This window comes from Jongsikchunia kroppenstedtii DSM 45133 (assembly GCF_000380485.1).
Classification (GTDB): domain Bacteria; phylum Actinomycetota; class Actinomycetes; order Mycobacteriales; family Mycobacteriaceae; genus Jongsikchunia; species Jongsikchunia kroppenstedtii.
This window is the reverse complement of sequence record NZ_AQYG01000044.1, coordinates 49,115-66,799: the sequence shown is the minus strand read 5'-3', so window position 1 is coordinate 66,799 and position 17,685 is coordinate 49,115. Positions and strand designations below refer to the sequence as shown.

The window sequence follows — 17,685 nt, the reverse complement described above, 5'->3', positions numbered from 1 at the left end:
CGAAGCACCTGGGCACGCAGGCACAACGAGGTGCCGGACGAGCCGCCTCCCCGGCGGCCCGGACGGTCGGCGCCGGACTAGGGGGACGTGATGGCATTCCAGGTAGACCCGCGGGGCAGAGCGAAAGCATTCGGCGCCCCCGATCCGGGCACCGCGACCACACACACCCTCCCCCTCGGGGATCCGACCGGCGGCGCCGACGCGCTCCTGTGGCGCGAACTCGTCGACGGCCCGGCCGCCCATCCGCGTGTCCACATCGATCGCGGCGTCACCGTGCACATGAGCGACGGGGCCCGGCTGCGCGCGACCGTGATCCGTCCCGCGAACACGGTCGGGGTGCCGGTCGCCGGGCCCCTGCCGACTGTCGTCAACATCAATCCGTACAACCGGCTCGTGGTGGACGCCATCGATCACGGGCTGCACACCCCGGTCGTCGGCAACGCCCTGCGCCGCGCATCGGCCGCGGCGGATCTGTCGGGCACGCCGCTGGGTGGCGTCACCGACCTGACCCGCACGGTGTCCGGCGGCGTCTTCGACGTCTTCGGCATCAATCGCAGCCTGGTGCGCAGCGGCTACGTCCAGGTGATCGTCGACGTCCGCGGCACCGGAGCGTCCACCGGCGAATGGCAGATCCTCGGCGAGCGCGAGCAGCTCGACTCCGTGGAGATCCTGAATTGGATTGCGGCACAACCCTGGTGCGACGGCGCGGTCGGCATGGCCGGCTGGTCGTACTCGGCGATCAACTCGCTGCAGGCCGCCGACAAGCGACCCGACTGTCTCAAGGCAGTCTTCGCCGTCGAGGGTTGCGAGGACATCGTCCGTGACATCTACATCACCGGCGGCGCGCCCTCGTTCTTCATCCCGTTCTGGCTGGCCGTGGTCAACGCCGTCAAGTGGCTGCCCAACCCGACCACCCCGGTGCGCGACCTGCTCGACGGGCACGCGCTGCGCTGGCTGATCGACCGGATCAAGTCCCCGGCCACCGAATTGGGAACGCTGGCAAAGGGATTCCTCACCGGGGACGATCCCCGACTGTTCGACGATCCGTTCTTCGACGAGCGGGATCCGAAGGTCGAGAACATCACGGCGCCGACCTTCCTGTTCGGTGGGTGGCACGACCTCTTCGGTCGCGGCACGCCGCGCACTTTCGCGCGGCTGCAGCTGCCGGCCGGCCAGAAGCAGCTGATGATGTTCGACGGCTACCACGTGAATGCCGGTGCGGGACTGGGCCGACAGTTCGATCCGCCGCGGCTGGATGTGCTGGAGCGGGCGTGGTTCGACCGCTGGCTCAAGGGCATCGACAACGGCGTCGACCGCTACGGCCCGGTGACCATGGAGCAGCAGGGCGGTTCGTGGTCGTGCGGCCAGTCGTTCCCGCGCCCCGGCTTCGAGACCACCATCTGCTACCTGTCGCCCCTCGGGTCGGGCACGGCCGAGCATGCCAAGCATGACGGCACGCTGCAGTCCACGATCCCCGATCAGGCGGCCGAGCTGCCGGTGAATCCCAATGTGCGCGGGCTGATTTCGCGGGACATGACACAGGTGACGGCCGGCGCGACCATGGTGCTCGGCAAGTCCTTCACCACCGACGCCCGCTACCAGGAGCGCGGCGGCCTGTCGTTCACCTCGGCCCCGGTCGTCGATCCCGTGCAGATCTCCGGCGCGCTGAACCTGCACCTGCGCGCCATCGGTGAGACCCACGAACAGATGTGGGCGGTGACGGTGAACGATGTCGCGCCCGACGGCACGTCGACGGTCCTGACCAACGGCGCACTGATGGGCACCAACCGCAGCCTGGATCCGGAGCGGTCGGAGTACGACGAGGACGGCGAGTTGCTGCTGGCGCATCATCCGCTGACCCGGCCGACCAAGCAGCCGGTCCGCCCCGGCGAGGCCATCGAGCTCGACATCGACCTGGTGCCGACCGACGCCGTGCTCGAACCCGGGCATCGGCTGCGGGTCGACATCTACGCGGGCAGCTTCCCGCGCTTCCTCAGCGTCATCCCGGACATCCGCCGGATCCGTCGCCGTCCGCAGCGGCTGGTCCTGGACCCGCTGCGACCGAGCTACCTGACGCTGCGGACGCTCGGCGAGACCGGCTGGCGCTGAGCCGCGTTCACCATCGATCCGGAGTCTCCGACGGCTGAGGTCATCCACGACGACCTTTCGGTGTCGCGGATGACCTCAGAGGTTGGAAACGTGTTGTGGCTGGGACTAGCCCTGCGCCGCCGCCCACTCGGCGACGCGCCGCGCGCTCTCCTCGAACGACAGGTCCTCGACGCGGGTCATCAGCGCCCACCGCACCCCGAACGGGTCGATGACGGACGCGAAGCGATCCCCGCTGACGAAGGTCGCCGGTTGTTCCCGTACCCGCGCACCGGCGGCGACGGCCCGCTCGAAGGCCGCGTCGACGTCGGGCAGGTACAGCGCCAACGAATAGGTGACATCGTCCCCGGCGGGATCGGGCGCGACGAGGGCGTAGGCGGGCTGCGCCTCGCTGAGCGTCAGCTGTCCGTTTCCGAAGTCGAGGACAGCGTGCGCCACGATCCCGCCGATCTCGGCGACATCAAGGATGCGCGCACCCAGGACGTCGCGGTAGAAGTCGAGCGCCTCCATCCCGCGGCTGACGGCGATATGCGGCGTGATCGCGCTGACGCCGTGCGGGGTGCCTTTGGTGGTGTGCTCGCCCGTCGCGGGACGAATCGATTCGGTGACAGTGGAATTCGTATTCATGACAACCATGCTCGCTGGGGCCTGTCGGTGATCGATAGTACTTTTGCGACGTGACTGATTCCGCCGAGCCGACGTCGCGCGGTCATCTGAACCCCGGCGCCCCCGGCGTACATTTCGACCGCTTCGAACTCGGCGACGACCTGCGCGAAATACTTCGGCACGTATGGCTGGTGCGGTGGCAGCTGCCGGCGGGCATCACGCAGCGCCAGCGGGTGCTCAGCTATCCCGCCTTCAACGCGGTGTTCGAACCCGATGGCTGCGCGCTCTACCCGCCGCTGCCGCATGTGCAGATCCGCGAGCTCGAGGGCGCATCCTGGGGCGTCGGGCTGCTGCTGCGGCCCGGGGCCGGAATGCTGTTTTCGCCCAAGCCGAATGAGGTCGACACCGCCGGCATGCCGCTGCCCGATGCGCCGGCCGCGCGGGTGCGGGACGTGCTCACCGATTGGTCGGCGGACTCGCGCGGCACGCTGGTGACCATCTTGCGCAGCTGGCTCACCCCGATGATCGGCCGACTCGACGACACCGCCCGCCTTGTGTCCGCGGCCTGCGACCTGGCCGAGAACGATCGAAACCTGCTGCGGGCCGGAGAGCTTGCCGACGCCGTCGGCGTCACGCCACGCACGCTGGAACGCGCAGTGCGCGATCGGCTCGGCGTGACGCCGAAGTGGCTGATCGAATGCCGGCGCATGCAGGAGGCGGCCACGACCCTGTTCACGGCGCCCGACAGCGACATCAGCGCGCTCGCCGCCGACCTCGGCTTCGCCGACTACCCGCACTTCTCGCGGAGCTATCGTCGCATCATCGGCGAGACACCCAAACAGACGGCGACCGCAGCCCCTGATCGCTGACCGTCAGAGGCGAACACCGTTCTCGGCGAACGTGATCCGCATGATGAATGCCGCCTCCGGGCCCATCACCGCCTCGGCCAGGTCGACATAGCCGCGCACGAAATCCCGTCCATGCGACGGCCCGTCGCCACGGTCCAGATGATGCGCCAACTCATGCAGTAGGACCAGCTCGCGCTGCGCCCACCGGGCATCGGACTGCATCGGCACCGCGATGGTCGCGGCCTCACGCTCGTAGTGCGCCGCGGTCGAGCCCCGTCGCGCGCGCACCCGCACGCTCGTGGGCTTCCCGCCGGCCAGCTCTGCCACCGGCCCCATCGCGAGCACCGAATCCACATAGCGCTGCATCGACTCGACGGTCGCGAACTTGGCCTCGGCGGGCACGGTCACCGTGGTGCCGCCGACCGTCAACTGATTCGCGCCTGCCGCCGCGTTGTCGAAGATGCGGTGCACCACGGTCTCCGCCGAGTAGAGCCGAGCCCGTCCCGTATCGGGTGCCGTCACCCCTTCAGCTGCTCACGCGTCCAGGGCCTTAGAGGCCGCGCCGAACTGCGCCTGTTCCCCTATGCGTGCCCGCCGACCGGCCCGGTCGCCCGCCCGCCGGGCGGCCGACGAGTAACCGGCAGACGCGCTCACCGGCTGCCAGCTGCCGCGCGCCGACGACTCGGCGGCATGGAAATCGCGGACCTCGAGCTCTTTGTCGCGCAACGCCAGCGCCGTGCTCTTCGGAGCGGCCTCGGCCACCGCCGCGGTGGCCAGCGCCTCATCCCTAGCCTCCGAGAGCCGGGCACCGATGCGCTCGGCGAACGCATGCTGAAAGTTCAGTCGCGCGGTGATCGGCGACAACTTCTTCTCCTCGACGACGCGGCGCCGGTACCAGCCGTGGGTCTGGGTCACGACCCGCTGCGCGGTCTGCCCGCGATAGGCGCCGGACTTGAGATACGCATCGCTGGCAGCGACCATCTGCACCACCAGCGAGGAGTACAGCGCCTCGATCGCGTCGATATCGCCGGCGAACCCGAACGCCAGCACGTAGGTCGCATTGCTGGCGATGTCGCAGCGGACATCGTTGGCATGGGCGATCGCCAGGAACAGCGCCACGTAGGTCTTGAGCCCGCGTTTGCCCGCCGGTCCGATCTCGATCTTGCGCTGCACCGGTGTGGCCCGATTGCGGGCCGCCGGATCATGCGCCCGGGCCACCGCCAGGTCGACCGACGCGGCGGTCGCCAACCGCTGCGCGGCCTGCAGAAAGGCCTGCGCCTCGTGCTCGTTGTCGGTGCCCTCGGCCTGGCGCAGCAGGCCGCCGATCTTGGTGAGGAGTTTGTCGTCTCGCATGCCACCGACAGTATGCCCGGCACCCGACAGAATCGGCCACGCAGCCCATTCGGACCCGCGAATTACTCACGCACACGCGACTTTTCACGACGGACCCGATCTCCGCCGTATACCCCGCTTGACTTTCCTGTCGGGAAAGTAGACTATTACTTTCCAGATAGGAAAGTAATAACGCGGAGGTGATCCCATGAACGACATCGATCCGGCACAGGCGCGCGATGCGCTGTCCGCCGCCGATCACGCCGAGCAGCAGACCCTGGCGAATGTCGGCCTGCCGCGGATGTACTGGTGGTGCATGGCCGCAGGCTGGCTGGCACTCGGCGCCATCGGCCAGTTCGGGCCGGCGTGGCTGGTCACCGTCGCCACCGTGGCATTCGGCGTCGGCCACTCCGTGGTTGCACAGCGGTACCTCGACGGTCGTCGCGGCAGCCGTCGGCTGCAACTGAGCCGGACGGCGGTGAGCCGCAGGGTGCCCGCGATCGTCATCGGAATCCTGGTCGGGCTGGTCGCGATCACCATCGCGGCCGCGGTCGCCCTGAATGCCGACGGCACCGACCACCCGACGATCTGGGCGGCGGTCATCGTCGCGATGATCGTGGGCTTCGGCGGACCGGAGATCTTCGCGACGCTGCGTCGATGGCTGCACGCATGACCGATACCCCGGGCACCGAGCCACGGTTCGACCCGCTCATCCACCCCAGCCCGAGGATCTCGCTCGTCGCGATCCTGGCCGCCGCCGACTGGGTCGACTTCGCCTACCTCAAAGAGCAGCTGGCGCTGTCGGATTCGGCGCTGTCCAAACACCTCTCCACGCTGGAGGCGGCCGGCTACGTCGATACCCGACGCCCGAGCACCGGACGTCGCCGCAGCGTGCGGGCCAGCCTGACCACAGCCGGACGCGCCGCATTCGCCGGCCATGTCGCCGCGCTGCGGGGAATCATCAACACCGCGGTCGACCACGACGACGCGCTCTGAACTAGCGCGAAGGTCTCCGAGTGAGACGAAACCGCCCGGCCCGCACCATCTCTGGCGCGAACCGGGCGGTTCGAAGCGAGTATCCGCGGGCGATCAGGCCTGCGGCTCCTCCGCGAAGTTGCGGGTGACCGCGGGGTCAACCGGGATGCCCGGGCCGGTCGTCGTCGAGACGGTGACCTTCTTCAGGTACCGGCCCTTGGCGGCCGACGGCTTGGCGCGCAGCACCTCATCGAGGGCGGCACCGTAGTTCTCGGCCAGCTGAGCCGGCTCGAACGACGCCTTGCCGATCACGAAGTGCAGGTTCGAGGCCTTGTCGATGCGGAAGTTGATCTTTCCGCCCTTGATGTCGTTGACAGCCTTGGTGACATCGGTGGTGACAGTGCCGGTCTTCGGGTTCGGCATCAGGCCACGCGGGCCCAGGACGCGAGCGATCCGACCGACCTTGGCCATCTGGTCCGGCGTCGCGATCGCGGCGTCGAACTCGAGCCAGCCGCCCTGGATCTTCTCGATCAGATCCTCGGCGCCCACCTCGTCGGCGCCGGCGGCGAGGGCCTCATTGGCCTTGTCGCCGGCGGCGAAGACGATGACACGGGCGGTCTTACCCGTACCGTGCGGCAGGTTGACCGTGCCGCGGACCATCTGGTCCGCCTTACGGGGGTCGACGCCCAACCGGATGGCTACCTCAACGGTGGCGTCGTATTTCTTGGAAGCGGTCTCCTTGGCGAGCTTGGCAGCCTCGAGCGGGCTGTACAGCTTCGACTTGTCGACCAACTCGGCGGCTGCCGAGTATGCCTTGCTTTTCTTGCTCATTGCTCTTTCCTTCTCTGCTTACGCAGATTGGTGGTTGCGGGCCAAGCGGGCCCTCCCACGCGTATTACTGATTGCCCGTGGTGATCTTGCGAGGTCGCAAGCTCACTCGACGGTGATGCCCATCGACCGGGCCGTGCCGGCGATGATCTTGGCCGCAGCCTCGATGTCGTTGGCGTTCAGGTCTTCCTGCTTGGTCTTGGCGATCTCCCGGACCTGGTCCATCGAAACCTTGCCGACCTTGTTCTTGTGCGGCTCGCCCGAGCCCTTCTGCAGGCCGGCGGCCTTCAGCAGCAGCTTCGCGGCGGGCGGGGTCTTCAACTTGAAGTCGAAGGAGCGGTCTTCGTACACGAAGATCTCGACCGGGATCACGTTTCCACGCTGACTCTCGGTCGCGGCGTTGTACGCCTTGCAGAACTCCATGATGTTCACGCCGTGCTGACCAAGCGCCGGACCCACGGGCGGAGCAGGGTTGGCCTGCCCGGCCTGGATCTGGAGCTTGATGATGCCGGCGATCTTCTTCTTCTTGGGTGGCATCTTGCTTCCTTGGTTGTATTCCTGTCATACGAGAATCCGTGACAGGCACGGCTTCTCGCCTATCGCGCTGTAGCCGGCGCGAAAGTATTTGTCAGATCTTCTCGACCTGGTCGAAGGCCAGCTCGACCGGCGTCTCGCGGCCGAAGATCGACACGAGCACCTTGACCTTGCGCTGCTCGGCGTTGACCTCGCTGATCGACGCGGGCAGCGTGGCGAACGGGCCGTCCATAACGGTGACCGACTCGCCGACCTCGAAGTCGACCTCGACGATCGGCGCCACTGAGGCCGCCACGTCGACGCCGGCCTCGGCGCCCGCAGCCTTGGCGGTGGCCTTCTTCTTCTCGGTCCGCGGCAGCAGGAACTTGAGGACGTCGTCCAGGCTCAGCGGCGAGGGCCGGCTGGTGGCTCCGACGAATCCGGTGACGCCCGGGGTGTTTCGCACGGCGCCCCACGACTCGTCGTTCAGATCCATGCGCACCAGGATGTAGCCCGGCAGCACCTTGCGGTTGACCTTCTTGGGCTGGCCGTTCTTGATCTCGGTGACCTCTTCGGTCGGGACCTCCACCTGGAAGATGTAGTCGCCGACATCGAGGTTCTGCACACGGGTCTCGAGGTTGGCCTTCACCTTGTTCTCGTAACCGGCGTACGAGTGGATGACGTACCAGTCGCCGGCGGCGCCCTTCAGCTTGCGCTTGAGCTCCTCGGCCGGATCAACCTCGGCGTCCTCCTCCGCGGCGTCGGCCGCGTCGGCCGCAGCCTCGTCGACCGCAGCCTCGTCCTGGGCCGCGGTGTCGGTATCGACCTCGGCGGCCACGTCGGTGGTCTCGTCCTGCTCGACGGCGGCCGTCTCGTTCTCGGGGGTGCTCACTGCAACCTTCCTGTCCTACTCACGGTCCTGTCCGGTACGCGTGTCATTGCGCGCTAGCCGAACAGCCAGAGCACGAGCTTGGCGAACCCGACATCCAGGCCCGCGACTAATGCGGTCACGATGATCATGAACACCAACACGACGATGGTGTACTGGATCATCTCTTTGCGGGTGGGCCAGATGACCTTCTTCAGCTCACCGAGCACCTCGAGCAGGAAGGCCCAGATCCGCATGAACGGATTCGGGCGGCCCTCCGACTGCTTGCCCTTGTTCTTCTTCGCCTTGTCGGCACCGACCGCAGGCTCGGTGGTCAGCGTGCTGCGTCCCCCACGCGCTGCACGCTTTCCGCTCGGCCGCGCCGGCTTGGTCGAGAGGTCCTTGTCATCGCTGAGTGCACCTTCGAGCTCGGCCTCGTCGCCCAAGATCTCGTCGTCGATGTTGAAGTCGTCGGCGTCCGACGACCCGTTGGCCTTCGCCTTCGCCGCACGGTCGCGCTTGCTCAACTCGATCCTCTCGTTTGCCGGCCCGGATAATTCCGAGCCTGCCGACGCCACCGGGTCCGGTGGCAGGGGCGACAGGACTTGAACCTGCAACCTGCGGTTTTGGAGACCGCTGCTCTGCCAGTTGAGCTACGCCCCTCTGGGTTCCGTCGGTGGTCGTCCGCGGCGGGAGTGCTGCGTCAAACCGGTGACAAAACCAACGCGCCACCCTCAAGGGCGGCGCGCAAGTCCCAAGTGTACGGCACGAGCCGTAACAATTACCAACCGGCCGCGAGGGCGGGTCAGTTGAACTTGACCCTGGCCGTCGCGCGGCCGAATATCTTGCGATCGCCCTGCTTGACGGTGATCGCGATCTCGCCGGTACGACTCGCCGAATCGAGCGACTTGATCTTGCCCGAGACCTCGATCTCGGCGTACTCGGTCGCCGGCACATAGACCGGACTGGTGAAGCGCACGTTGTACTCGAAGACGGCGCCCGGGTCGCCCACGAAGTCGCCGATGGCCCCGCCCGCGATACCCATCGTGAGCATCCCGTGGGCCACCACGTCATCGAGTTTGGCCAGCTTGGCCAACTCCGAGCTGAAGTGGATCGGGTTCGGGTCGCCGACGACTCCGGCGTAGTTGACCAGGTTTCCGCGGGTGAGCTTCACCGTCCGCGTCTCGAGAGCGTCGCCCACCGACAGCTCGTCGAAGTTGCGGGCGCTCCACGCCTGCGGGTTCTGCGCGCTGTCCGGGGCACCGAGCTCGTCCACGTTGCCGGCCGTCGCCGTGGTGCCGTCGCCGACCGTGCGATTCGGCGTCGGACGGCCGCCCTCGGCCATCATCACGTGATGGACCATGTCCATCAGCCCGGGATCGAGTTCGCCCGTGCTGCGACCGGCCAGCGATGTCCAGGTGGTCTGGACCAGCTCGCCGTCGTCGAAGTTGCGGATGATGTTCTTGGTGACCATCAGGTCGACCCCGCCCATCCGGCGGTAGGAGTCCAGCGAGACGTCGCAGACCAGCTGATCACCGACACGGATCGGCCGGTGGAAGACCAGCCGCTGCTCGGACTGCAGGATCTGGGACAGGTCGTAGCCCTGCACGACGTCCTCGAACAGGCGGCGCTGGGCGATCAGCCCCAGCAGTCCGACGAACGTCAGCGGAGCGATCAGACTCGGATGGCCGGCCTTGCGGGCCTCGTCCTCGTTCCAGTGGACCGGATGATAGTTCTGCACCGCACGGGAGAACTCACGGATCTTCTCGCGACCGACCTCGTAGTAGTCGTCGACCGTGTAGTGATAGCCCACCATCGCTTCGGTGTGCTTGGAGATCTCCTCGGGCGTCAGCTTCTCACCGTTGCGCAACGCCTCCAGGCGCGCTTCGACCTCAGGATCGTTCACAGGCGACGGAGTCAGCGCGACTCTTTGTGCGCCGTGTGCTTGCCGCAGTTCGGGCAGAACTTGTTCAGCTCCAGCCGGTCCGGGTCATTACGCCGGTTCTTCTTGGTGATGTAGTTGCGGTGCTTGCACACCTCGCACGCCAGGGTGATCTTCGGCCGCACATCGGTTGAAGAAGCCACTTTGTTGCCTACTTTCGTGTCTTGCAGGACGGGGCGCGTCTTGCAGTTCTCGGGCCCGGTGGGTGACCCCTTTGTCGGGACAACCACACCCGACCCGGCCGCCGGCCTACCCGGGCGCCGAGCGTCCCATCTGTAGCGGTGGGGGGGCTCGATCCCCCGACCTCACGATTATGAGTCGTGCGCTCTAACCAGCTGAGCTACACCGCCATGTTGGGGTCCGAAATCGGGCGAACGCGGCCTACCCGACTGCGCCACCAACCCGATCAGGGCACCAAACGAGCCCCCTAACGGAATCGAACCGTTGACCTTTTCCTTACCATGGAAACGCTCTGCCGACTGAGCTAAGGGGGCGGGTCCGGACCGCCGTCACCAGCGGCCCGAAGGCCTTACAGAGGTTACACACGCCGTCGCTATCGCACCAAATCGCCTGATCGACGCACACCCGAAACCGGGCGAACAGCTCCTGAAACCGCAACAGCCCCTCCGGTTCGGAGGGGCTGTTGGGGTGGTGGCAGATGTAGGATTCGAACCTACGTAGCTTGCGCGACGGATTTACAGTCCGCTCCCTTTGGCCGCTCGGGCAATCTGCCGGGTGCTGCGTGAACAGCGCGGGACTGAGGATACAACCAGACCCCATTGCGAATGCAAACCGAGTGCTCCTCCGCCGCGGCCCCGTCCGCATTAGGGTTGGGGCCATGGCTGATTCATCGTTCGACATCGTGAGCAAGGTCGACCGCCAGGAGGTCGACAACGCCCTCAACCAGGCGGCCAAGGAGCTCTCGCAGCGGTACGACTTCCGCGGCACCGACACCACCATCAAGTGGTCCGGCGAGGAGACGATCGTCATCACGTCCTCCGCCGAGGAGCGTGCGCAGGCGGGCCTGGAGGTCTTCAAGGAGAAGCTGATCCGGCGCGATATCTCGCTGAAGGCCTTCGACGCGGGCGAGATCGCCGCTTCCGGCAAGGAGTACAAGGTCTCCGGCAACCTGGTGCAGGGCATCACCTCAGAAAACGCCAAAAAGATCTCCAAGATCATCCGCGACGAAGGCCCCAAGGGCGTGAAGGCGCAGATCCAGGGCGAGGAGCTGCGCGTCTCATCCAAGAAGCGCGACGACCTGCAGGCGGTCATCGCCCTGCTCAAGGGCAGCGACCTCGATATAGCGCTCCAGTTCGTCAACTACCGCTAGTCGACGCGACCACCGACGCCGCCGCCCCGAAACACAAATCCGCGCCACTTGTGTGGATCCGCGCCAGCTGCATCCGGCGCGGATCCACGAAGCTGGCGCGGATTTCGCAGTAGGTGACGGAAGATGGCTCAGCCGCGGGCCATCTCCTCGAGGCGACGGATCCGCTCCTCCGTGGGCGGGTGGGTCGAGAACATCCGGCCGATGCGCTCGCCGGCCCGGAACGGGCTCTCGATCATCAGGTGCGACTGCGCGGCCAGATCCGGGTTGGGCGGCAGCGGAGCGGCCTGAATGCCGCCCGAGATCTTGCGCAGCGCGGATGCCAGGGCCAGCGGATCGCCGGTCAGCTCAGCGCCGGACTGGTCGGCCTGGAACTCTCGCGAACGCGACACGGCCATCTTGACGACGCCGGCCGCCACCGGGGCGACCATCATGATCAGGATCGCCACGAGCGGGTTCGGGCCGTCCTCACGGCGGCCGCTGAACATGCTGGCGTACATCGCGATATTGGCGATCGCGCTCACCGCAGCCGCCATCGCCCCGGCGATCGAGCTGATCAGGATGTCGCGGTTGTACACGTGCGAAAGCTCATGTCCCAGTACGGCCCTCAGCTCGCGCTCATCGAGCAGCTGCAGGATTCCCTGGGTGCAGCAGACCGCCGCATTCTGCGGATTGCGGCCCGTGGCGAAGGCGTTGGGCGCCTCGGTCGGACTGATGTAGAGCGCCGGCATCGGCTGCTTGGCGGCGGTGGCCAGCTCGCGCACGATGCGGTACATCGCGGGCGCCTGCACCTCCGTGACCGGCTGCGCATGCATCGCCTTGAGCGCCATCTTGGCGCTGTTGAAATAGAAGTAGGCGTTCATGCCGAACGCGACGACGATCGAGCCGAACAGGATCACGGGACTGCGGAATGCCGCACCGATCGCGATCACCAACGCGGACATGAAGCCCAGCAGCAACGCCGTCTTCAGTCCGTTGAAATGGCTGTGGCCATGCATGACTCTTACCTACTCCTTTTATGCGTCCGACATCGCAGAACGACGATCGGGCGAAACAACGAACAGACGTCCAACGAACAGGAGCCGGAGCAGGTTCCGGACATGCGACAAATGCGACAGCGCTGCGGCGTCAGCCGATGCGGTCGACCGTGAAGCCCACCAGCGAGGTCAGCGCGTCGTGCGCCGGGCCGGTCGGCAGCTGAGCCAGCTCGGCGGTCGCGGCATCGGCGTAGCCCTGCAGGTCGGCCCGGGCTCGGACCATGCCGTCGGACGCCACCAGCAGCGCCAGCGCCTCGGCCACCTCGGCGTCCTCATGCAGCGGCCGCCGAGTGACGCCGTCGGCCTCCAGCAGCAATGCCCGCAGCCGGTCCGCCTCCGGCCCTGAATCGCGCAGCGCATGCAGCACCGGCAGGGTGTGCACGCCTTCGCGCAGGTCGGTGCCGGGCGTCTTGCCGGAATCGCCGGTCACCGAGCTGATGTCGATGATGTCGTCGGAGATCTGGAAGGCGGTGCCGATGGCGTCGCCGATGCGGGTGAGCCGTTCGATCGTCTCGGTGTCGGCGCCGGCGGCCATCGAGCCGAAACGGGCGCTGGCCGCGATCAGCGACGCAGTCTTCTCCCAGATCACCTTGAGGTAATGGTCGACCGGGTCGACGCCGCTCTTGGCGCCGACGGTCTCGCGCATCTGGCCGGTGACCAGCTCAGCGAACGTCTCGGCGATGATCCGCACGGCGTCCGGGCCGAGCGTCGACACCAGCCGCGACGCCCGCGCGAACAGGAAGTCGCCCGACAGGATCGCGATGCTGTTGGTCCACCGCGAGTTGGCGCTCGGGGCGCCGCGCCGCATGTCGGCCTCGTCCATGACGTCGTCGTGGTACAGCGTGGCCAGGTGGATCATCTCGACCACGGTCGCCGACGTGATCACCTCGGGGGCATGCGGATTCGGGCCGAAATGCGACGCGAGGATCGCGAACATCGGCCGGAACCGTTTACCGCCGGCGCGCGCGAGATGGCTCGCCGCCTCGGTCAACACCTCTTCTTCGGACGACAACTCGCCCAGCAGCAGATCCTCGACCTGGGACAACGAATTCGCCAGATCGGCGGCGAACTCGTCCGAACCCAGCTGCAACCCCGCGAAAGTGGTCTTCACAGCCCACGCGCTCCGTTTCTGCCCTGCGCTCGTTTTCAGCACGCATGTACGTTCGGGTGCCGAGCCTACGGTAAACGCCGATAAGCGATACTCGGGGCGTGCCCGCCGAGCCCCCCACCGATCCCGCAGTTCCGAGCGAGCCGATTCCGGCGACCGCCGACGTGCTGGTCGTCGGAGCCGGCCCGGGCGGCGCCGCGGCCGCGACCTACGCCGCCCGCGCCGGGCTGGATGTGGTGCTCGTCGACGCCGCGCGGTTTCCCCGGGACAAAACCTGCGGCGACGGGCTGACCCCGCGCGCGGTCACCGAACTCGCGCGCCTCGGCCTGGGCGACTGGCTCGACGAGGCTCCCCGGCTCGACGGCCTGTCGCTGCACGGCTGGGGCGGCCACGCACAGATTCCCTGGCCCCGCGGTCGCTTCGCCCCGTACGGCAGCGCGGTGCGGCGCACCGAACTCGACGACCGCATCCGCCGGCTCGCGGTCGAATCGGGGGTCACGATGGTGCAGGGCGCGAAGGCCGTCGATGCCGAGATCGGTTCGGCCGGAATCGAATCGGTGACCCTGCGCACCGATTCCGGGGCCCGGTCGATCCGTCCACAGCGGGTGATCGTGGCCGACGGTGTGCGCAGCGCACTCGGCAAGGCGCTCGGCCGCACGTGGCATCGCGACACGCCCTACGGCGTCGCGGCCCGCGCCTACTGCGAATCCGGCCGCGGCGACGACCGCTGGATGGGGTCGCATCTGGAGCTGCGCGGACCCGAGCAGGAGCTCTTGGCGGGCTACGGCTGGCTGTTTCCGCTCGGCACGGGGCCGGACGGGGTGGGCCGGCTGAACATCGGCGTCGGCACGCTGGCCACGTCCCGCCGCCCGGCCGACCTGGCGCTCCGGCCGGTGCTCGGCCACTATTACCGATCGCGGCGCGAGGACTGGGAATTGACCACTCCCCCAGCCGAAATCACGTCGGCACTGCTCCCCATGGGCGGCGCGGTGTCCGGCGTCGCCGGACCCAACTGGATGCTCATCGGCGACGCCGCCGCCTGCGTCAATCCGCTCAACGGCGAGGGCATCGACTACGCCATCGAGACCGGTCGACTGGCGATCGAAGCGCTCGAGGGCGGCGACTTCAGCCGCGCCTGGCCGGCCACGCTGACCGAGCATTACGGGCTCGCGTTCGCGGCCGCGCGCCGGTTCGCCACCGTCCTGACGATGCCGAAGGCGGTGCCGGTACTGGGCCGCCCGGGAATCCGGGTGCATGCCCTGATGGCGGTCGCGGTGCGGGTGATGGGCAACCTGATGACCGAGGACGACAAGGATCTGGTCGCCCGCACGTGGCGGACCATCGGCCGGGCGGCGACGGTGGTCGAGTCCCGTCCACCATTCACGTAGAAGCTGGTAGTCAGCTGGCGCCAGATCAGGCGATGCCTCGATGTAGGGCGACGATCCCGCCCGTGAGGTTCTGGTAGTCGACCGACGAGAATCCGGCGTCACTGAGCAGCGCCGCGAGCCCCTCCTGGTTCGGCCAGGCGCGGATCGACTCGGCGAGGTAGACGTACGCGTCCGGATTGCTGGAGACCTTGCGCGCCACCGCGGGCAGTGCCTTCATCAGGTACTCCAGGTACAGCGTGCGGAACGGCCGCCACGTCGGGTCGGAGAACTCACAGATCACCAGGCGCCCACCGGGTTTGAGCACCCGACGCAGCTCCGACAGAGCTTGCGGGACGTCGTTGACGTTGCGCAGCCCGAACGAGATCGTCGCGGCATCGAAGGCGGCATCGGCGAACGGCAGCGCCAGCGCGTCGGCGCCGACCTTCGGCACCCGCCGCCGGGCACCGGCGCGCAGCATGCCGAGCGAGAAATCCGCGGCGACGCAGCGCGCGCCGGATTGTGCCAGTTCGACCGTCGACACCGCGGTGCCGGCGGCGAGGTCGAGCACCACATCGCCCGGGCCGATGCCGAGGCGTTCGCGGGTGAGGCGGCGCCAACGGCGGTCCTGACCCATCGACAGCACGGTGTTGGTGATGTCATACCGGCGGGCGACACCGTCGAACATCCCCGCGACCTCGGCAGGGTCCTTACCGAGGTCAGCGCGCGACGCCGCGCTTTCGTTGGCCATGGGGCAAACGCTACCGTGCGCGCTGACGGCGCCGGGAACGCTGTCCCCCGGTTACGGTGGGCCGATGACTCGTGCGCCGGACGAACAGATCTCGATGCCCAACCGCGAGACCCGGCTGTGCATGTCCCTGTCCGGTCGCCCGAGCAATATCGGCACCCGCTTCCACAACTACCTCTATCGCGAGCTCGGCCTGGACTACATCTACAAAGCGTTCAGCACGACCGACCTGCCCGCGGCGATCGGCGGTGTCCGCGCGCTCGGCATCCGCGGCTGCGCGATCTCGATGCCGTTCAAGGAGGACGTCATCGAGCTGATCGACGTGCTGGAGCCGTCGGCCGCGGCAATCGATTCGGTGAACACCATCGTCAACGAGGATGGGGTGCTGCACGCCTACAACACCGACTACTCCGCGGTCGCGAGTCTGCTGCGCTCGCATGCGGTCGATCGGGCGCTGCCGGTGGCGGTGACCGGGTCGGGCGGGATGGCGAAGGCGGTCGTCGCAGCGTTACGCGACAATGGATTCGCCGACGCGACCGTGGTGGCCCGCAATGCCAAGACCGGCGGCGCGTTGGCCGCCGCCTACGGCTTCACCCACGCCACCGCCGCGCCGTCGACCGCCCGCGTCCTGATCAACGTGACGCCGATCGGGATGTCAGGCGGGCCGGCCGAGAACGACGTGCCGTTCCCCGACGAGCTGATCGGTTCGGCAGCAACGGTTTTCGATGTGGTGGCGATGCCGGCCGAGACCCCGCTCATTCGGGCGGCCCGGGAAGCCGGCGTCCCGGTCATCACCGGCGCCGAGGTGATCGCACTGCAGGCGGCCGAACAGTTCGCGCTGTACACCGGCGTCGTGCCCGACCCGGAGCTGGTGCGCCGGGCGTCCGAATTCTCCCGGAGCTGAGTCGGCGTCAGGCCGGGCTCCGGTAGCGGCCGGTGCCGTCGGCCCGCTCCAGGACTGCGTCGTAATGCCCGATCAGCTGGTCGACGATGGCCGGCCAGGTCCGCTGCGCGACGCCGCGCCGCGCCGCCGCGCCGAACTCGGCACGCACGGTCGGATCCGACAGTGTTTCGACGGCGGCAACAAGTCGTTCCGAAAAGTTCTCGACGCCAAGCAGATAGCCGGTGCGGCAATGTGCGATAAGGTCGCGCGGCCCGCCGGCGTCCGGCCCGATCACCGGCACACCGCTGGCGAGCGCCTCCTGCACCGCCTGGCAGAACGTCTCGTGCTCGCCGGCGTGGACGAAGACGTCGAGGCTCGCGTACGCCCGCGCGAGTTCCAGCCCGCCGAGCTCGCCGGTGAACACCGCATCCGGCATCGCCTTGGCCAGCGCCCGCCGTTCCGGCCCGTCGCCGACGATCACCAGCTGCACGTCCGCACGCCCGGACAGCGACACCAGCCGCTCCACATGCTTCTCCGGCGCCAACCGGCCGACGTAGCCGACGATCACCTTGCGGCCGCTCCGATCCCACGACCGCCGCAACCCCTCGTCGCGGCGCTCCGGGTGAAAGCGTTCGGCATCCACTCCTCGTGCCCACTGATGCACTCGAGGAATTCCGTTCTGCCGCAGTGCATTCACCGAGGCGCTCGACGGCGCCAAGGTGCGGTCGCAGCCAGTGTGCAGGGCGCGCGTCCACGCCCACGCGGCCTTGGTCGCCAGGCTCATGCCGTAGCTGGCGGCGAAACCCGCGACATCGGTCTGGAACACCGCCACCGTCGGGATGCCGAGTCGCCGGGCAGCCAGCATGCCCGCGCCGCCCACCACGAACGGCGATGCCAGGTGCACCACGTCGGGTTCGAAATCGCCGAGCTGACGGTAGATGGTCGGCGTCGGGACGCCGACCGGCAGCGAGCTGACCTTGGGGAAGTTGATCGACGGCACCAGCTTCACCGGCACGCGACCGATGTGTGACGGTGCGCTCGGCTGCCGGCGCGGGGTATCGGGGGCAATGACGATCGCGTCGTGGCCGGTGCGCTCGAAATGTTCGAGCACCCGGAGCACGGAGTTCACGACGCCGTTGACATGCGGGAGGAAGCTCTCGGCAACGATTGCGACTCGCATGCGTTCAGTGTCTGCGGCGC

At 67.8% G+C, this 17,685-nt stretch carries 20 protein-coding genes and 4 tRNA genes; 7 read left to right on the top strand and 17 right to left on the bottom strand.

Annotated features, from left to right (window positions below; translation table 11 throughout):
• Positions 1 to 90: 90 nt before the first annotated feature.
• Entirely contained in the window at positions 91 to 2,109 is a 2,019-nt protein-coding gene (locus G341_RS0108065) for a CocE/NonD family hydrolase (RefSeq protein ID WP_018178611.1), read from the top strand.
• A gap of 105 nt (positions 2,110 to 2,214) precedes the next feature.
• Here the strand turns inward: G341_RS0108065 and G341_RS0108060 are convergent, their stop codons facing one another.
• On the bottom strand, positions 2,215 to 2,733 hold the full coding sequence (locus G341_RS0108060) for a VOC family protein (protein ID WP_018178610.1): 519 nt from the start codon (positions 2,731 to 2,733) through the stop codon (positions 2,215 to 2,217).
• A 50-nt stretch (positions 2,734 to 2,783) separates the two neighbouring features.
• On the opposite strand from G341_RS0108060, the gene G341_RS21460 reads away from it, so the two are divergent.
• Positions 2,784 to 3,581 (top strand): AraC family transcriptional regulator, encoded by a 798-nt coding sequence (locus G341_RS21460; protein WP_018178609.1) that lies wholly within the window; start codon positions 2,784 to 2,786, stop codon positions 3,579 to 3,581.
• A 3-nt stretch (positions 3,582 to 3,584) separates the two neighbouring features.
• Here G341_RS21460 and G341_RS0108050 read toward each other — a convergent pair whose 3' ends face one another.
• The gene (locus G341_RS0108050) at positions 3,585 to 4,082 is read right to left on the bottom strand and encodes a TIGR04338 family metallohydrolase (protein WP_018178608.1); all 498 of its coding nucleotides are present in this window, start codon (positions 4,080 to 4,082) and stop codon (positions 3,585 to 3,587) included.
• Between the two features lie 12 nt (positions 4,083 to 4,094).
• Positions 4,095 to 4,913 (bottom strand): DUF2786 domain-containing protein, encoded by an 819-nt coding sequence (locus tag G341_RS0108045; RefSeq protein WP_018178607.1) that lies wholly within the window; start codon positions 4,911 to 4,913, stop codon positions 4,095 to 4,097.
• 187 nt (positions 4,914 to 5,100) lie between these two features.
• Between G341_RS0108045 and G341_RS0108040 the strand changes: the two genes are divergently transcribed.
• Positions 5,101 to 5,565, top strand: a complete 465-nt coding sequence (locus tag G341_RS0108040; RefSeq protein WP_018178606.1) for a hypothetical protein — start codon at positions 5,101 to 5,103, stop codon at positions 5,563 to 5,565.
• Positions 5,550 to 5,888 (top strand): transcriptional regulator, encoded by a 339-nt coding sequence (locus tag G341_RS0108035; protein WP_155826843.1) that lies wholly within the window; start codon positions 5,550 to 5,552, stop codon positions 5,886 to 5,888. The genes G341_RS0108040 and G341_RS0108035 overlap by 16 nt, the downstream gene beginning before the upstream one ends.
• 93 nt (positions 5,889 to 5,981) lie before the next feature.
• Here G341_RS0108035 and rplA read toward each other — a convergent pair whose 3' ends face one another.
• From rplA to G341_RS0107985, 10 genes are all read right to left on the bottom strand, one after another.
• Positions 5,982 to 6,698, bottom strand: coding sequence for a 50S ribosomal protein L1 (gene rplA, locus G341_RS0108030; protein ID WP_018178604.1), 717 nt, complete (start codon positions 6,696 to 6,698; stop codon positions 5,982 to 5,984).
• A gap of 102 nt (positions 6,699 to 6,800) precedes the next feature.
• Positions 6,801 to 7,232, bottom strand: coding sequence for a 50S ribosomal protein L11 (gene rplK / locus G341_RS0108025; RefSeq protein ID WP_018178603.1), 432 nt, complete (start codon positions 7,230 to 7,232; stop codon positions 6,801 to 6,803).
• 91 nt (positions 7,233 to 7,323) lie between these two features.
• A complete protein-coding gene (gene nusG, locus G341_RS0108020; protein WP_018178602.1) occupies positions 7,324 to 8,100 on the bottom strand; it encodes a transcription termination/antitermination protein NusG in 777 nt (258 codons plus the stop codon).
• A 53-nt stretch (positions 8,101 to 8,153) separates the two neighbouring features.
• Entirely contained in the window at positions 8,154 to 8,603 is a 450-nt protein-coding gene (gene secE, locus G341_RS0108015) for a preprotein translocase subunit SecE (RefSeq protein ID WP_026303400.1), read from the bottom strand.
• Positions 8,604 to 8,663: 60 nt separating this feature from the next.
• A tRNA-Trp gene (locus G341_RS0108010) sits at positions 8,664 to 8,739 on the bottom strand.
• 142 nt (positions 8,740 to 8,881) lie between these two features.
• A complete protein-coding gene (locus G341_RS0108005; protein ID WP_018178601.1) occupies positions 8,882 to 9,982 on the bottom strand; it encodes a fused (3R)-hydroxyacyl-ACP dehydratase subunits HadA/HadB in 1,101 nt (366 codons plus the stop codon).
• Positions 9,983 to 9,993: 11 nt separating this feature from the next.
• Positions 9,994 to 10,161 carry a 50S ribosomal protein L33 gene (gene rpmG, locus G341_RS0108000; RefSeq protein ID WP_026303399.1) on the bottom strand — a complete coding sequence of 56 codons (168 nt, stop codon included), beginning with the start codon at positions 10,159 to 10,161 and terminating at the stop codon, positions 9,994 to 9,996.
• Positions 10,162 to 10,294: 133 nt separating this feature from the next.
• Positions 10,295 to 10,368 (bottom strand) — tRNA-Met (locus G341_RS0107995).
• Between the two features lie 71 nt (positions 10,369 to 10,439).
• A tRNA-Thr gene (locus tag G341_RS0107990) sits at positions 10,440 to 10,512 on the bottom strand.
• Positions 10,513 to 10,667: 155 nt separating this feature from the next.
• Positions 10,668 to 10,751, bottom strand: a tRNA-Tyr gene (locus tag G341_RS0107985).
• Positions 10,752 to 10,856: 105 nt separating this feature from the next.
• On the opposite strand from G341_RS0107985, the gene G341_RS0107980 reads away from it, so the two are divergent.
• Positions 10,857 to 11,348 (top strand): YajQ family cyclic di-GMP-binding protein, encoded by a 492-nt coding sequence (locus tag G341_RS0107980; protein WP_018178599.1) that lies wholly within the window; start codon positions 10,857 to 10,859, stop codon positions 11,346 to 11,348.
• Between the two features lie 128 nt (positions 11,349 to 11,476).
• Here the strand turns inward: G341_RS0107980 and htpX are convergent, their stop codons facing one another.
• Both htpX and G341_RS0107970 read right to left on the bottom strand, forming a co-directional pair.
• Positions 11,477 to 12,343, bottom strand: coding sequence for a zinc metalloprotease HtpX (gene htpX / locus G341_RS0107975; protein WP_018178598.1), 867 nt, complete (start codon positions 12,341 to 12,343; stop codon positions 11,477 to 11,479).
• Positions 12,344 to 12,473: 130 nt separating this feature from the next.
• Entirely contained in the window at positions 12,474 to 13,493 is a 1,020-nt protein-coding gene (locus G341_RS0107970; RefSeq protein WP_018178597.1) for a polyprenyl synthetase family protein, read from the bottom strand.
• Positions 13,494 to 13,591: 98 nt separating this feature from the next.
• Between G341_RS0107970 and G341_RS0107965 the strand changes: the two genes are divergently transcribed.
• Positions 13,592 to 14,878 carry a geranylgeranyl reductase family protein gene (locus G341_RS0107965; RefSeq protein ID WP_018178596.1) on the top strand — a complete coding sequence of 429 codons (1,287 nt, stop codon included), beginning with the start codon at positions 13,592 to 13,594 and terminating at the stop codon, positions 14,876 to 14,878.
• Positions 14,879 to 14,903: 25 nt separating this feature from the next.
• On the opposite strand, the gene G341_RS0107960 is transcribed toward G341_RS0107965, so the two are convergent.
• Positions 14,904 to 15,605 carry a demethylmenaquinone methyltransferase gene (locus G341_RS0107960; RefSeq protein ID WP_018178595.1) on the bottom strand — a complete coding sequence of 234 codons (702 nt, stop codon included), beginning with the start codon at positions 15,603 to 15,605 and terminating at the stop codon, positions 14,904 to 14,906.
• A gap of 64 nt (positions 15,606 to 15,669) precedes the next feature.
• On the opposite strand from G341_RS0107960, the gene G341_RS0107955 reads away from it, so the two are divergent.
• Positions 15,670 to 16,506, top strand: coding sequence for a shikimate 5-dehydrogenase (locus G341_RS0107955; protein WP_018178594.1), 837 nt, complete (start codon positions 15,670 to 15,672; stop codon positions 16,504 to 16,506).
• A 7-nt stretch (positions 16,507 to 16,513) separates the two neighbouring features.
• Here G341_RS0107955 and G341_RS0107950 read toward each other — a convergent pair whose 3' ends face one another.
• Complete coding sequence (locus G341_RS0107950; protein WP_018178593.1) at positions 16,514 to 17,665, bottom strand: glycosyltransferase family 4 protein; 1,152 nt, start codon at positions 17,663 to 17,665, stop codon at positions 16,514 to 16,516.
• Positions 17,666 to 17,685 lie beyond the last annotated feature (20 nt).

Excerpts from the sequence above, each read along its gene's own strand:
- G341_RS0108065 (WP_018178611.1), top strand. The coding sequence starts at position 91 with ATGGCATTCCAGGTAGACCCGCGGGGCAGAGCGAAAGCATTCGGCGCC.
- G341_RS0108060 (WP_018178610.1), bottom strand. The coding sequence starts at position 2,733 with ATGAATACGAATTCCACTGTCACCGAATCGATTCGTCCCGCGACGGGC.
- G341_RS0108045 (WP_018178607.1), bottom strand. The coding sequence starts at position 4,913 with ATGCGAGACGACAAACTCCTCACCAAGATCGGCGGCCTGCTGCGCCAG.
- G341_RS0108040 (WP_018178606.1), top strand. The coding sequence starts at position 5,101 with ATGAACGACATCGATCCGGCACAGGCGCGCGATGCGCTGTCCGCCGCC.
- G341_RS0108035 (WP_155826843.1), top strand. The coding sequence starts at position 5,550 with ATGGCTGCACGCATGACCGATACCCCGGGCACCGAGCCACGGTTCGAC.
- rplA (WP_018178604.1), bottom strand. The coding sequence starts at position 6,698 with ATGAGCAAGAAAAGCAAGGCATACTCGGCAGCCGCCGAGTTGGTCGAC.
- rplK (WP_018178603.1), bottom strand. The coding sequence starts at position 7,232 with ATGCCACCCAAGAAGAAGAAGATCGCCGGCATCATCAAGCTCCAGATC.
- G341_RS0107980 (WP_018178599.1), top strand. The coding sequence starts at position 10,857 with ATGGCTGATTCATCGTTCGACATCGTGAGCAAGGTCGACCGCCAGGAG.
- htpX (WP_018178598.1), bottom strand. The coding sequence starts at position 12,343 with ATGCATGGCCACAGCCATTTCAACGGACTGAAGACGGCGTTGCTGCTG.
- G341_RS0107960 (WP_018178595.1), bottom strand. The coding sequence starts at position 15,605 with ATGGCCAACGAAAGCGCGGCGTCGCGCGCTGACCTCGGTAAGGACCCT.
- G341_RS0107955 (WP_018178594.1), top strand. The coding sequence starts at position 15,670 with ATGACTCGTGCGCCGGACGAACAGATCTCGATGCCCAACCGCGAGACC.
- G341_RS0107950 (WP_018178593.1), bottom strand. The coding sequence starts at position 17,665 with ATGCGAGTCGCAATCGTTGCCGAGAGCTTCCTCCCGCATGTCAACGGC.